Below are 13429 nucleotides of genomic sequence, written 5' to 3'. Positions count from 1 at the left end.
ACCGCCCGGCCGCTTCACGACTGGGCGACCCCCGCCGGGGGGGAGAGCGGGGGTCGCCGAACGGTCCGGCTCCGGGGGGGTAGAGCCGGCCCGTTTTCCCATGAAAGCCTCAGAGGAAGATCGGGCTAAGCGATACGCAAGTTCGGTCTATAGGAGAGGCAAACTTGCTGACTACAGTCTAGGTAGATACAACATATGCTGCCCGATCGTCGAGAGTTCCGTCGAGCCGCAAACTCGCCCTGGCTGTGCCGGTTTTTCTCACCTGGTCGAGACGGCGACCCGCCGCCGGAGGCAGAGCGAGGCCCTTGGCGGAGCCGTCCCCACCCCCGCCCTGTGCAACGGGACGGGAGTGGGAGCGTACAGGAGAACTAAAGATCCTTCCCGCTTCAGGCAAGATCGGCGACCAAAAAGCAACGATCACCGTGCGTGATGGGTTCCGGAAGCGAACACGGAGTTGCGGTTAGTCCGGAATAGCGCCTTCTATCCCGTTCCCTCTCGGGGGACGTGCCCGCGGTGCGCGGTGCGGGTGGTGACGCGCGGTTCCGGTGGGGCGCCGTTTTGTGAATTGGGGGGTTGTCATCTGGGAAAATGAGGCGTAGACAGGTTCTACGGACCACGTGTCCGAGCACGGCAGCCGGGTACCCACGCGCGACCAGCCGCGGGAGGCGCGTCGAGACGGGCTTGACCCGCTCCGACGAATTCGAGGTGCACGCTTGGTAACCCGGTGTGACGTGACTGGCGACGGCGTCCCCTCGCGGGGCGCCGTCGCTATGAGTCGCGGACGTCCAGGCCCAGGGATGTCGCCAGGACGATGGCCTGGAACGGGTCGATGATCGCGCGTGTCAGCTCGGCGGTGCGCGGGTCGAGGGACGAGAGGTCGCTTCCGCGCAGGTCGCAGCCGGAAAGGTCGGCTTTGTCGAGCCAGGCACCGGACAGGTCGACGCCGCGGAACGCGGCTCCGGCGCAGCGGGCGCCGGTGAGGTCGGCTTCGCGCATGCGGACGTCCGTGAACGAGGCGCGGCGCAGGTCGGCGCCCGGGAGGCCGGTGAAGGACCAGTCGCCGCCTTGGACCTTGAGCAGGTCGTAGGTGCAGCTGTCGAACGCGCTGCCGACGAGCTTGCATCCGGTGAACGTGGCGTCGAAGAAGCCGCAGCGGACGAAGGTGCAGTTCACGAAGGCGGCGTCGGTGTGGGTGGACGCGTTGAAGCGGACGCCGCGGAACGTGCAGTCGGTGAAGGCCGCGCCGACGCCCGAGGCTTCGGTCATGTCCACGTCGACGAACAGGACGTTCTGGTGGCGTTCTCCCGTCAGGTCGCGGGAGTCCCAGTCGGCGGAGGCGATGGTGGTGTCGGTGGGCGCGGCGGGGCGTCCGTCCTTGCGATCTGCCATGGGGACACCATGGCGTGTCCCTCGGACAGGCCGGCGTCAGCCCCGCATGAAGGACTCGCAGATCGCCTGGGAGTCGCGGGCCGCGGCGGCGGTGGCGGCGGAGCAGTGCGCGATCCAGGTGCCGACGCCTTCGGGCGTGCCTGAACCGTAGGCGCGGAGGGCTTCGGCGTACTCGCCGGAGAGTTCGGCGTGGCCGACCTCGGGCGCGGTCAGCGACTTGGGGTCGAGGCCGCGGGCGACGAGGGTGAGGCGCTGGGCGGCGCGGGCGACGATGCCGTCGCCCCAGCCGAAGGGGCGCAGGGTCAGCAGTTCGCCGTGCACGATGGCGGCGACGACCAGGGCCGGGGCCTTGGTGGGTTGTGTGAGGACGCCGCTGAGGGCGTCCAGGCGGGCCGCGACCTCGGACGGGGAGGGCGGGTCGCCGAGGCCGAGGACGTCCTTGACGGGACCGTCGTCCGAGCGGGGACGGCCCAGGTCCGCGGCGTCGACGGCGTCGGCGGCGGCGAGCACGTGGAGGCGTGCGAGGACCTGCCGGGGTGCGTGGCGCCATGTCTCCGCGAGCGCTCCGAGTTCCGCCGACACCCGGAGGGCGCCCTGGACGACGGGGTCGCCGGGGTTCTCGGTGGTGCGCAGCTCGTCCAGGGTGACCGAGGCCCCTTCGAGGACGGCGGAGGCCCGGGCGCCGCGCAGGGCGGACTCCGTGGAGACCTCGGCGCTGCGGCGGCGCAGGATGCGGTGGCCGAGCAGCCGGTCCACGGCGGTCCGCGCGTCGGCCACGGCCTCGGCGACGCCGGGCAGGTTGGCAACATCAGCAAGGGCATCGGTCACGGCCCGACCTTATGCGGTCGCCAAGGCCGTCCGCGCAGCGCGGTCGTCGATTTTGCCAGGGGGACGGGGGCGCGTGTGTGCCGCATCACATAGCATCGAGCGGAGCCGAACGTGCCGACGCGTCCGCGCTCTGACGCGGGGAGACGGCCTTGTGTGGGCGGGACCTTCCCTGGTGGAGTGGACGCACCGGGCGACCCCCGCTTCAGCTAGCAAGGAGTACGCGTGAGCCAGAGCCAAGAAACCCTGTCGAACCTCCTTCAGGAGACGCGGCGCTTCCCACCTCCGGCCGGGCTCGCCGAGTCGGCGAACGTCAAGGCCGGCGCCTACGACGAGGCGGCCGAGGACCGGCTGGGCTTCTGGGCCCGGCAGGCCGAGCGGCTGACCTGGGCCAAGCGCTGGGACGAGGTCCTTGACTGGAGCAATCCCCCGTTCGCCAAGTGGTTCGTCGGCGGCGAGCTGAACGTCGCCTACAACTGCGTGGACCGGCACGTCGAGGCCGGTCGCGGCGCGAAGATCGCCTTCCACTGGGAGGGCGAGCCGGGCGACACCCGCTCGCTCACCTACGCCGAGCTCCAGCGCGAGGTCAGCAAGGCCGCGAACGCACTGCTGGAGCTGGGCGTGACCAAGGGCGACCGGGTGGCCATCTACCTTCCGATGATCCCGGAGCTGCCGATCTCGATGCTGGCGTGCGCGCGGATCGGCGCGACACACTCGGTGGTGTTCGGGGGCTTCTCCGCGGACGCGCTGCGCACCCGGATCAACGACGCCGAGGCCAAGCTGGTGATCACCGCGGACGGCGGGTACCGGCGCGGCAAGCCGTCCGCGCTGAAGCCGACCGTGGACGAGGCGGTCGCGGACACGCCCAGCGTGCAGAACGTCCTGGTCGTCCGGCGTACCGGCGAGGAGGTCGCCGAGAACGACCGCGACGTGTGGTGGCAGGAGGTCGTGGAGAGGCAGAGCGATGTCCACACGGCCGAACCGTTGGACGCCGAGCACCCGCTCTACATCCTCTACACCTCCGGGACGACCGGTAAGCCGAAGGGGATCCTGCACACGACGGGGGGATATCTGACCCAGGTCGCCTACACGCACCATGCGGTGTTCGACCTGAAGCCGGAGAAGGACGTGTACTGGTGCTCGGCCGACATCGGCTGGGTGACGGGCCACTCCTACATCGTGTACGGGCCGCTCGCCAACGGCGCCACCAGCGTCATGTACGAGGGGACGCCGGACACGCCGCACCAGGGCCGCTGGTGGGAGATCATCCAGAAGTACAAGGTGTCCATCTTCTACACGGCGCCCACCGCGATCCGGACGTTCATGAAGTGGGGCGACGAGATCCCCGCCCGGTTCGACCTGTCCTCGCTGCGCGTCCTCGGCAGCGTGGGCGAGCCGATCAACCCCGAGGCGTACGTCTGGTACCGCGAGAACATCGGCGCCGGGAAGACGCCGGTGGTCGACACGTGGTGGCAGACGGAGACCGGCGGCATCATGATCTCGCCGCTGCCGGGCGTCACGGAGGGCAAGCCGGGCGCGGCGATGCGGCCGCTGCCCGGGATCGTGGCGGACGTGGTCGACGACCAGGCGCGGAGCGTCCCGAACGGCGGCGGCGGGTTCCTCGTGGTGAAGGAGCCGTGGCCGAGCATGCTCCGGACCATCTGGGGCGACGACGAGCGGTACGTCAAGACGTACTGGTCGCGCTTCGAGGGCCTCTACTTCGCCGGTGACGGCGCCAAGAAGGACGAGGACGGCGACCTGTGGCTGCTGGGCCGGGTCGACGACGTGATGCTCGTGTCGGGGCACAACATCTCGACGACCGAGGTGGAGTCGGCGCTGGTGTCGCATCCGAAGGTGGCGGAGGCCGCCGTCGTGGGCGCGACCGACCCGGTGACCGGGCAGGCGATCGTGTCGTTCGTCATCCCGCGCGGCAGCGCCGGCGACGTCGAGGGCGAGGAGTTCCTCAAGGAGCTGCGCGACCACGTCGCCAAGACGCTCGGCCCGATCGCCAAGCCGCGCCAGATCATGATCGTTCCGGAGCTGCCCAAGACCCGCTCCGGGAAGATCATGCGGCGGCTGCTGCGGGACGTCGCCGAGCACCGCAGCATCGGGGACGTCACCACCCTCGCCGACAGCACGGTCATGGACCTGATCTCCGAGAAGCTCCCGAGCGCCAAGCCCGAGGACTGACCCGGAGGCCGAGACGATCCAGAAGGACGGCCCGCGCCGGTGTTCACCGGCGCGGGCCGTCCCGTGTCCGCTCGTCCGGGCTCCGCGTAGGCGGCGATCACTTGGGTAGTGTCGTGGTCGGGGTGCGCCGGGAAGTCTGGTCGGCAGTGAACGGCCCGTCCGTGCGTGCGGACGTGGGCCGTGGCCGTGCCGATCCGTCGAGTGCCTCCCGGGAGATCCATGTCGCGCCCGTCAGCGAAGCGCCGTGCCGCCACCGTGTGGCCGGCACGCCCGACCGTCCGCTATGCCCGGCAGGTCGCGGAGGCGCTCCGCACCGAGACGGTGGGCGGCGTCGTCATGCTGGTCGCGACGCTGGCGGCGCTGATCTGGGCGAACACTCCCTGGGCGTCCTGGTACACGAAGTTGCGGACGCACGAGGTCAGCCCGCACTGGCTCGGCCTCGGGCACATGGATCTGGAGCATTGGGCGTCCGGCGGTCTGCTGGCGGTGTTCTTCTTCATCGCCGGACTGGAGCTCCGCGAGGAGCTGACTCACGGGGAACTTCGCAATCCCCGCGAGGCGGCGCTGCCCGTGCTCGCGGCGATGGCAGGGATGGCCATGCCCGCGCTCGTCTTCGTCGCGGTGACCGCGGGGGAGCCGGGGGCGCTGCGCGGCTGGGCGGTGCCGACGGCGACCGACATCGCGTTCGCGCTGGCGGTGCTGGCGGTGACGTTCAGCACATGTCCCGCACCGCTGCGGGCTTTCCTGCTGACCCTGGCCGTGGTGGACGACCTGATCGCCATCACCATCATCGCGCTGTTCTACTCGGGCGAGCTGCACTGGACCCCTCTGGTCATCAGTGCCGCGCTGGTCGCGGTGTACGGGCTACTACAGCGTAGGGGTGTCCGTTCGCCTTGGCTGTACGCGCCGCTCGCCGTCCTGGCCTGGTACTTCCTTCACCGAAGCGGGGTTCATGCCACCGTCGCGGGTGTGGCGCTGGGGATGCTGACCAGCCCCCGGGAGACGCCGGATGAACGACCCACGAACGCTGAGCGCGTCGACCATGTCCTGAGGCCGTTCTCCGCCGGGTTCTGCGTCCCCGTGTTCGCGTTCCTGTCGGCGGGCGTCGCGCTCAGCACGTCCGCGCTGGGCGCCGTTCTCACCGATCGGGTGGCCCTCGGAGTGATCGCGGGGCTGGTGATCGGTAAGTTCGTGGGCGTCCTCGGCGGCGCCTGGACGGCCGTGCGGTTCGGGCCGGCGGCGCTGGGGGCGGGGCTGCACTGGCGGGACATCGCGGGAGTCGCGCTGCTCGCCGGGGTGGGTTTCACCGTTTCACTGCTGATCGGCGGTTTGGCCTATACCGATCCGTCACAATTCGAGAGAGTGACGACTGCGGTCCTGATCGCGAGCCTCCTCGCTTCGGCGGCCGCCACCGTCGTCTTCCGCCGAAGGGTGCGCCTGCGAGCGCGTCCGGACTGATGCGGTCACACCGGGTGGCCGGACGGAACATCGGGCTGCCAGGCTGGGAGACGGCGTGGAAGCCGGGGCTCTGGAAGGAGAAAGCTATATGTCCGAGGCACTGCCGGGTGAGCGCATGGAGGACAAGTCCCTCGGGGAGCTCGTCGCGCTGGCGTCCAGCAACATCTCCAACCTGGTCAGGGCCGAGATGGACCTGGCCAAGCTGGAGCTGAAGGCCGACGCCAAGAAGGCCGCGTACGGCAGCACGATGTTCACGATCGCCGCGCTGATGGGCGGCCTGATCGTCATCCTGCTGTCGATCGCGCTGGCGTACGGGCTGGTCGCGGCCGGTCTGTGGCACTGGGCCGCGTTCCTGGTCGTGGCGGGCGTGTACCTGCTGCTCGCCGCCGCCCTGATCGCCTTCGGCTACTGGCGGATGCGCAAGATCGAGGGCGCGAAGCGGACGCGGCGGACGCTGAAGGACGACTTCACCATGCTGCGGCACCGCGGCGGCTCGGACGTTCCCGCAATCGAGGACTGAGCACCGCCATGGCCGGGCACGACACGTCGCTGATCGAGGCCGACGGACCGTGGACCCACCGCGCGGTCAGCGCGGGCGGGACGCGGTTCCATGTCGCCGAGGCCGGTGACGGGCCGCTCGTCCTGCTGCTGCACGGTTTTCCCGAGTTCTGGTGGTCGTGGCACAACCAGCTGGTCTCGCTGCCGGCCGCGGGCTTCCGCGCGGCGGCGATCGACTTGCGCGGGTACGGCGGGAGCGACAAGCCGCCACGCGGCTACGACCTGGTCACGCTGGCCGGGGACGCCGCCGGGCTCGTGCGCGCGCTGGGGGAGGCCGGCGCGATCGTGGTGGGGCACGACTGGGGCGGGCTGCTGGCGTGGACGATGGCCGTCTACCACCCGAAGATCGTCCAGCGGCTGGCCGTGGTGAGCGCGCCGCATCCGCTGCGGCTGCGGCAGTCCGTCCGGGGGGACCCGCGCGGGCAGGGCTGGGCGACGCGGCACACGCTCGGCTTCCAGGTCCCGATGTGGCCGGAGCGGCGCCTGCTCCGTGACGACGCGGCGCTGGTGGGCCGGCTCCTGCACGAGTGGTCGGGGCCGGGCTGGCCCGACGAGCGGTCGGAGCGGATGTTCCGCAAGGCCGTGCAGATCCCCGGGACGGCGCACTGCGCTCTGGAGTACCACCGCTGGCTGATCCGGTCCCAGCCCCGTCCGGACGGCATCCGGTACGCGCACAGGATGCGCACTCCCATCCAGGCTCCTACTCTCCAGTTGCACGGTGCGCTCGACACCTGCACGCTCCCCGGCAGTGCGCAGGGGTCCGGCCGGTACGTCGCCGGTCCCTACCGCTGGAAGCTGATCGAGGGGGCGGGGCACTTCCCTCATGAAGAGCGTCCGCACGCGTTCGACGCGCAGTTGCTCGGCTGGCTGGCCGATCCCGAACCCGAGCGCTGACCCGGGCTCCCGCCTGCTTCGGTGGATCCGTCCGGCGCGTAGCGTGGAGTGATGCGTGACCGGGACGAGGCTGGACGGCCGCGGAACGCGCGGCCTCGTGACGCGTACGGGCGGCCGCTGCCGCACGGCGCCACTGGAGTGCCGACCATGCCGGACGACCTCGACATGGAGCCGGTGGAGGCGCTGGCGGAGGCGCAGCGGTTGCTAGACGCCGACCGTCCCTTCCACGCGCACGAGGTCCTGGAGGCGGTCTGGAAGGCCGCTCCGGAGGACGAGCGGGAGCTGTGGCGGGGTCTCGCCCAGGTCGCCGTCGGCATCACCCACATGCGCCGTGGGAACGCCAAGGGAGCGCAAGCCCTCCTGAGCCGTTCCGCGGACCGCCTGGAAGCGTACAAGGCGTCCCCTCCGCACGGTGTCCACGTGGAGGGTGTCGTCCAGCGCGCGCGGAAACTGGCCAAGCAGCCTGAGGACGGTCCCATCGCCCTCAGGCTTACGAACGGCTGAGCTCCGGTCAGTCAGAGCAGCTCTGGGTGGACACGGGGGACGTGAGGGACGCGCCTTCCCGCGCATCGGGCGAGACCTCCTCCGCAGTGAGCGCGTACCCCGTGGACGGGGTGTCGAGCGCCGCCGCGAAGATGACGCCGTAGACGCGGCCGTCCTTGGACAGGAGCGGGCCGCCGGAGTTGCCCGGCTCCACGAGGCCGCGGATCGCGTAGATCTCGCGGCTGACCTGGCCGCTGTGGTAGATGTCCGGGCCGCGGGCGGTCTGCCGCGCGCGGATGCGGGCGGCGCCGGTGCGGAACGGCCGGTTCTTCGGGAACCCGGCGATGATGGCGTCGTCGCGCACCCGCGCGGAGCCGACGAACTTCAGCGGCGGGGCCTCCAGGCCCGGCACGTACAGGATCGCGACGTCGCGCTTCGGGTCGTACAGGACGACGCGGCCGCGGTTCGTGGATCCGGTCGTCGAGGCGACGGTGGACGCGCCCTGGGCGCCGGCGACGACGTGCGCGTTGGTCATGATGTGCTCGGGCGCGAACACGAAGCCCGTGCCCTCGATCCGGCGCTGGCACTGCGGCGCGGTGCTGACGACCTTGACGATGCTGCGCCGGGCCGCGCGGAGCGCGTCGGTGCTGAGGATCGAGTCGTCCGGCGGCGGCACCTGGACCACCGACTCGCCGCCGAGGCCGTTGAAGACCTGCGGGAACTCGCTGCTCTTCACGAACCCCTGGAACGAGGTGAACCAGGTCTGCGCCTGGCTCGGCATGACGTCGTCGATGCCCTTGATGATGGACGAGCCCTTGACCTGCGTCCGGACGGGCTTGAACTCGGAGTTCGCGACGAGGTTCCCGAAGAACCACGCGACGATGAGCAGCGACAGCGCGCTGACGAAGGTGCCGCCGACCGCGTCGGCGGTGCGCGCGTTCATGCCGGTCACGCGGTTGCGCAGGACGGCGCCGAGCGAGGAGGCGATCAGCTGCCCGAGCGTCGCGGACAGGAAGGCGATCACGATGGCGAGCAGGGCCTGCTGCGCGGCGCCGTTCACCGCCGCCTCCGCGATCGGCGGGGCGATGAGCACGCCCACGACCCCGCCGCCGACGAATCCCACGAAGCTCAGCAGGCTGACGATGAAGCCCTGCCGGTAGCCCGAGACACCGAAAAGCACGACGAGCACGAGGAGGATGAGGTCGAGAAGGTGGTCGTGCAGCACCGCTTCACCGTATAGCGCGGCGACCCCTGCCGACGTCCCCTCGCCGTACGAGGTTTCGCCGCGTCACGTAGCCGCCCGGTGCGACACCGGGCCGCCGCCGTACGCGCCTGGGATGAGAAGAACCGCCTGACCTGCGGCTGCGCGGCGGCGCGGGCGGGTCAGCCGCGCAGCGCGGGATTCAGGACCTCGGGAGGCAGTTCCTCGACGCGGGCGGTGTCCCACGGACGGTCCCAGCCGCCCGCCACGAGCACCTGGTCGAGGAGCGCCGCGGTGAACCCCCAGACCAGCATGTCGCGGACGCGGAACGCGGGCCCGTAGCCCCGGCCGGACGGGTGCCGGAGGGCGAGCCGGTTCGCCGGGTCGGTCAGCTCGCTGATCGGGACGCGCGCGACCAGGGCGACCTCGCCCGGGTGGCCGGGGGCGATGTCGGACGGTTCGCGCCACCAGCCCGCCACGGGCGTGACCCGGTGCTCGCTGTGCGCCAGGTACAGCTCCGGCAGGGTGCAGAGGACGTCGACGCCCGCCGGGTCGACGCCCGCCTCCTCCCACGCCTCGCGGAGCGCCGCCGCGACGGGTCCGCTGTCCTCCGGGTCGATGCGGCCCCCGGGGAACGCGGGCTGCCCTGCGTGCTTGTTGAGGGTGGCGGCCCGCTCGGTGAGCAGGATGTCCGGGCCGTCCGGGCCCTCGCCGAAGAGGATGAGGACGGCGGCGGCGCGCGCGTCCGCGGCGGGCTCGAAGACCTGCGGGACCGGCATCAGCGGCGCCTGGGCACGGAAACGGTCGAGCCACGGCGGGCAGGGGGATGCTGTCTCGGTCACGCCAGTCCCAACTCCGGAAGGTCCGTGTAACTTCCCGGAACGCGATGGTGGCGGCTCAGGAGAACGGCCCCGCCTTCACCAGCTTGCGCGCGGTGGCCTCGTCGGTCGGGCCCTCGCCGAACGACGGGCAGAGCTGGGCGATCGGGCAGGCCCCGCAGGCGGGACGGCGCGCGTGGCAGATGCGGCGGCCGTGCCAGATCAGCCGGTGCGACAGCATCGTCCAGTCCTTGCGGGGGATCAGCTCGCCGACCTCCTGCTCGACCTTCACCGGGTCCTCCTCGGCCGTCCAGCCGAAGCGGCGCGCGAGGCGGCCGAAGTGGGTGTCGACGGTGATGCCCGGGACGTCGAACGCGTTGCCGAGGACGACGTTGGCCGTCTTGCGGCCGACGCCGGGCAGCGTCACGAGGTCCTTCAGCCGCCCGGGGACCTCGCCGCCGTACCGCTCGCTCAGCTCGTGGCCGAGCTTCAGGATGTTGTTCGCCTTGGCGCGGAAGAAGCCCGTCGGCTGGATGATCGTTTCGAGTTCCTCCCGGTCGGCGGCGGCGTAGTCCTCGGCCGTCCGGTAACGGGCGAAGAGGACCGGTGTGACGGCATTCACCCGGCGGTCCGTACACTGGGCGGACAGGATCGTGGCGACCAACAGCTCAAGTGGATTCGTGAAGTCCAGCTCACAGTGGGCGTCGGGGTATTGCGCGGCGAGCTCGCGATTGATCCGCCGAGCACGGCGGACGAGGGCGAGGCGCGTTTCGTCCCGGGGCCGCCGGGGCGCCGCCGCGGGCGCGGGACTACCGTTGCGAGGCACGAGGGCAAGGGTACGTGTTCGGTCCCGCGTTTCGGCGCGCCGTGACCCTACCTTCACGCACGCGGTGGGACGTAGGTCACACTATGGGTGTAGGTGTTCGAGGAGGAGAAGCGTGACCGACCGCGACGTGGACGTTCTGAGCAGAGCCCCGCTCTTCGAGGCCCTCGACGAGCAGGGCGCCAAGGCGCTGCGCGCCAACGTGACGGAGGTGCGGCTGGCGCGCGGTCAGACGCTCTTCAACGAGGGCGAGACGGGCGACCGCCTGTACGTGGTGCTGGAGGGCAAGATCAAGCTGACCCGGACGGCGCCGGACGGCCGGGAGAACCTGCTGAGCGTGCTCGGCCCGAGCGAGATGTTCGGCGAGCTGTCGCTCTTCGACCCGCGGCCGCGCACCGCGAGCGCGATCGCCGTCACCGAGTGCCGGCTGGCCGGACTCGGGCACGACGACCTGCGGCCGTGGCTGACGGGCCACCCGGAGGTGGCCGTCCAGCTGCTGCGGGCGCTCGCCCAGCGGCTGCGCAAGACGAACGACGTGATGGCCGACCTGGTGTTCACCGACGTCCCCGGGCGGGTGGCGAAGGCGCTGCTCGACCTGGCCGAGCGGTTCGGCCAGCCGTCCGAGGCGGGCCTGCACGTGCACCACGACCTCACGCAGGAGGAGCTGGCGCAGCTCGTCGGCGCGTCCCGCGAGACGGTCAACAAGGCGCTGGCCGACTTCGCGCAGCGCAACTGGCTGCGCATCGAGGCGCGGGCCGTCGTGATCCTCGACATCGAGCGGCTCCGCAAGCGCTCCAAGTAAGCCCCCGGCGGGGCGCCCCCTGAGCGCCCCGCCCGGCCCTACCGGCGACCCGGCCCTACCGGCGGCCTGGCCCCACCGGGCGCGCCCGGCCCTACCGGCGGGACTCCAGGTACTCCATCTGCGACCGGACGGACCATTCGGCCGCCGGCCAGAGGGACCTGTCGACGTCCGCGTAGACGCGCTCGACGACCTCCCGCGGCGTGCGGGCCCCGGCGGCGATGGCGGCCTCCACCTGGGCAAGGCGCTCGCGGCGGTGGTCGATGTAGTGGTCGAGGGCCGCGAGGGGATCGTCCAGCTTGGGTCCGTGACCGGGCAGGATGGTGGCGGCCTCGACCTCGGCGGAGAAGGCGCGGAGCCGGTCCAGGGAGCTCAGGTAGTCGCCGAGCGCGCCCTCCAGCACCGTCGTCCCGTAGCCGAGGACGGTGTCGCCGGTGAGGACGGCGCCGTCCGCCGGCAGCCAGAACGTCAGCGAGTCGTCGGTGTGGCCGGGCGTCTCCATGATCTGGAGTTCGAGGCCGCCGGTGGTGACGACGTCGCCTTCCGCCAGGCCCTCGTCGCCGAGCCGGTGCCGGGGGTCGAGCGCCCGCACCTTGGTCCCGCGTCCGGCCATCTCGGCGAACTTGACGGCTCCGGCGGCGTGGTCGGGGTGCCCGTGCGTGAGCAGGACGAGCCCGACCCGACGCCCCTGGGACGCGACCGTGTCCACGACGCGCTTGAGGTGCTTGCCGTCCTTCGGGCCCGGGTCGACGACCACGGCCTCGTCGGCGCCGGGCTCGGCGATGATCCAGGTGTTGGTGCCGTCCAGGGTCATCGCGGACGGGTTCGGCGCCAGCACGCAGAAGGCCCGTTCCGTTCCCATCCCGTCGATCTCGCTCATTCCACCCATCCTGCCCGAGCCGGAATCGGGGTGCCGGGCCGGGTTCCAGCCGAGCCGGTCGAGGTGGCGCAGCGCCGACGTCCCCGCGAGGCGCCACAGGACGGCCCGGGACAGCGGGGCCGTCCGGCGGGCGAGTGCTCGCGGGAGGCGGACCGGCGGGCGGCGCGGGGACACGGCCGGCTCATCCTCCCGGGTAGTGCTGCGCGACGTCCTCGGGCAGGACGAGGTAGGCCTCGCCGTCCACGATCTCGGCCGTGGGCTCCAGGACCCTGATCTCGCGGGGCGCGGCCAGCACGTCCGCGACGGTCTCGAACTCCGCCAGCTCGGCCAGCGTCGCCAGCGTGGGCGGCAGCATGAACCACTCACCCCGCCGCGCCTTCTCGGCGGCCTCCGCCGGACGGACCCAGGCCACCTGGTCCGCCTCGGTGCTGACGTCCCGCGCCCGCTGCCCGGGCGGCATCGCGGCGACGAAGAAGCGCGTGTCGTAGCGCTTCGGCTCGATCAGCGGCGTCACCCAGTGCGCCCAGGGGCGCAGCAGGTCGGAGCGGAGGACGAGGCCGCGCCGGTCGAGGAACGCCGCGAAGGACTGGGAACGGTCCAGCAGCGCCCGCCGGTCGGCCTCCCAGCCGTCGCCGCGCGTGTCGTCCACGACCGACGCGTCCGTCGGCCCGGCGAGCAGCACGAGGCTCTCCTCGAACGTCTCGCGGACGGCCGCGCAGACCAGCTCCCGGGCGAGCTTCTCGTCCGCGTTGAACGCGGCGCCCCACTCGGCGGGGGACGGGCCCGCCCAGGCCAGCGCGGTCTCGCCGTCGCGCGGATCGACGCCGCCGCCCGGGAAGACGTAGGCGCCGGGCGCGAACGCCATGGACCGCACCCGCCGCAGCATGAACGCCTGGAGGCCGTGCTCCGCGTGGTCGCGGAGCACGACCACGGTCGCCGCGTGCCGCGCCGGGACGGGCTCCATCCGCCCGTCCCGGAAGGCCAGGATCCGGTCCCGCAGTTCCGCCGGCAGCTTCAGCCCGTTCACCGGCGCCCGGCCCAGTCATCGATGCTCATGGCGGCCCATTCGGACATACCGAATGGCGTTCCGTCAAGAGCGCGCGTCGGAACC

General features: G+C 71.8%; 13 protein-coding genes. 6 read left to right on the top strand and 7 right to left on the bottom strand.

Annotated features, from left to right (window positions below):
• Nucleotides 1-768: 768 nt before the first annotated feature.
• The gene (locus E1300_RS01620) at nucleotides 769-1389 is read right to left on the bottom strand and encodes a pentapeptide repeat-containing protein (RefSeq protein WP_131755035.1); all 621 of its coding nucleotides are present in this window, start codon (nucleotides 1387-1389) and stop codon (nucleotides 769-771) included.
• 36 nt (nucleotides 1390-1425) lie between these two features.
• A complete protein-coding gene (locus E1300_RS01615; protein ID WP_131755034.1) occupies nucleotides 1426-2217 on the bottom strand; it encodes a Fic family protein in 792 nt (263 codons plus the stop codon).
• A gap of 222 nt (nucleotides 2218-2439) precedes the next feature.
• On the opposite strand from E1300_RS01615, the gene acs reads away from it, so the two are divergent.
• From acs to E1300_RS01590, 5 genes are all read left to right on the top strand, one after another.
• Nucleotides 2440-4404, top strand: a complete 1965-nt coding sequence (acs, locus tag E1300_RS01610) for an acetate--CoA ligase (RefSeq protein WP_131755033.1) — start codon at nucleotides 2440-2442, stop codon at nucleotides 4402-4404.
• Nucleotides 4405-4623: 219 nt separating this feature from the next.
• Nucleotides 4624-5862 carry a Na+/H+ antiporter NhaA gene (gene nhaA / locus E1300_RS01605; RefSeq protein WP_131755032.1) on the top strand — a complete coding sequence of 413 codons (1239 nt, stop codon included), beginning with the start codon at nucleotides 4624-4626 and terminating at the stop codon, nucleotides 5860-5862.
• 88 nt (nucleotides 5863-5950) lie between these two features.
• Nucleotides 5951-6382 carry a phage holin family protein gene (locus E1300_RS01600; RefSeq protein ID WP_131755031.1) on the top strand — a complete coding sequence of 144 codons (432 nt, stop codon included), beginning with the start codon at nucleotides 5951-5953 and terminating at the stop codon, nucleotides 6380-6382.
• Between the two features lie 8 nt (nucleotides 6383-6390).
• Nucleotides 6391-7314, top strand: coding sequence for an alpha/beta fold hydrolase (locus E1300_RS01595; protein ID WP_131755030.1), 924 nt, complete (start codon nucleotides 6391-6393; stop codon nucleotides 7312-7314).
• Nucleotides 7315-7365: 51 nt separating this feature from the next.
• Nucleotides 7366-7818, top strand: a complete 453-nt coding sequence (locus E1300_RS01590; RefSeq protein ID WP_131755029.1) for a DUF309 domain-containing protein — start codon at nucleotides 7366-7368, stop codon at nucleotides 7816-7818.
• Nucleotides 7819-7825: 7 nt separating this feature from the next.
• On the opposite strand, the gene E1300_RS01585 is transcribed toward E1300_RS01590, so the two are convergent.
• From E1300_RS01585 to nth, 3 genes are all read right to left on the bottom strand, one after another.
• Nucleotides 7826-9022, bottom strand: a complete 1197-nt coding sequence (locus E1300_RS01585; RefSeq protein WP_207399417.1) for a MarP family serine protease — start codon at nucleotides 9020-9022, stop codon at nucleotides 7826-7828.
• Nucleotides 9023-9180: 158 nt separating this feature from the next.
• On the bottom strand, nucleotides 9181-9777 hold the full coding sequence (locus E1300_RS01580) for an NUDIX hydrolase (protein ID WP_131755079.1): 597 nt from the start codon (nucleotides 9775-9777) through the stop codon (nucleotides 9181-9183).
• Nucleotides 9778-9895: 118 nt separating this feature from the next.
• Nucleotides 9896-10642 carry an endonuclease III gene (nth, locus tag E1300_RS01575; RefSeq protein WP_131755028.1) on the bottom strand — a complete coding sequence of 249 codons (747 nt, stop codon included), beginning with the start codon at nucleotides 10640-10642 and terminating at the stop codon, nucleotides 9896-9898.
• Nucleotides 10643-10754: 112 nt separating this feature from the next.
• Here nth and E1300_RS01570 point away from each other — a divergent pair, with 112 nt between their 5' ends.
• Nucleotides 10755-11441: a Crp/Fnr family transcriptional regulator gene (locus E1300_RS01570; protein WP_067483689.1), complete on the top strand. Its 687-nt coding sequence runs from the start codon at nucleotides 10755-10757 to the stop codon at nucleotides 11439-11441.
• Between the two features lie 91 nt (nucleotides 11442-11532).
• Here the strand turns inward: E1300_RS01570 and E1300_RS01565 are convergent, their stop codons facing one another.
• Together E1300_RS01565 and E1300_RS01560 are read right to left on the bottom strand one after the other, a co-directional pair.
• Nucleotides 11533-12318, bottom strand: a complete 786-nt coding sequence (locus E1300_RS01565; RefSeq protein ID WP_242618884.1) for an MBL fold metallo-hydrolase — start codon at nucleotides 12316-12318, stop codon at nucleotides 11533-11535.
• Nucleotides 12319-12499: 181 nt separating this feature from the next.
• A complete protein-coding gene (locus tag E1300_RS01560) occupies nucleotides 12500-13345 on the bottom strand; it encodes an NUDIX hydrolase (protein WP_370784302.1) in 846 nt (281 codons plus the stop codon).
• Nucleotides 13346-13429: the final 84 nt, after the last annotated feature.

Origin of the sequence: Actinomadura fibrosa (genome assembly GCF_900659615.1) — a bacterium.
GTDB classification, from domain to species: domain Bacteria; phylum Actinomycetota; class Actinomycetes; order Streptosporangiales; family Streptosporangiaceae; genus Spirillospora; species Spirillospora fibrosa.
This window is presented reverse-complemented; position numbering and strand designations above follow the sequence as displayed.

Excerpts from the sequence above, each read along its gene's own strand:
- E1300_RS01620 (WP_131755035.1), bottom strand. The coding sequence starts at position 1,389 with ATGGCAGATCGCAAGGACGGACGCCCCGCCGCGCCCACCGACACCACC.
- nhaA (WP_131755032.1), top strand. The coding sequence starts at position 4,624 with ATGTCGCGCCCGTCAGCGAAGCGCCGTGCCGCCACCGTGTGGCCGGCA.
- E1300_RS01600 (WP_131755031.1), top strand. The coding sequence starts at position 5,951 with ATGTCCGAGGCACTGCCGGGTGAGCGCATGGAGGACAAGTCCCTCGGG.
- E1300_RS01595 (WP_131755030.1), top strand. The coding sequence starts at position 6,391 with ATGGCCGGGCACGACACGTCGCTGATCGAGGCCGACGGACCGTGGACC.
- E1300_RS01590 (WP_131755029.1), top strand. The coding sequence starts at position 7,366 with ATGCGTGACCGGGACGAGGCTGGACGGCCGCGGAACGCGCGGCCTCGT.
- E1300_RS01580 (WP_131755079.1), bottom strand. The coding sequence starts at position 9,777 with ATGCCGGTCCCGCAGGTCTTCGAGCCCGCCGCGGACGCGCGCGCCGCC.
- E1300_RS01565 (WP_242618884.1), bottom strand. The coding sequence starts at position 12,318 with ATGAGCGAGATCGACGGGATGGGAACGGAACGGGCCTTCTGCGTGCTG.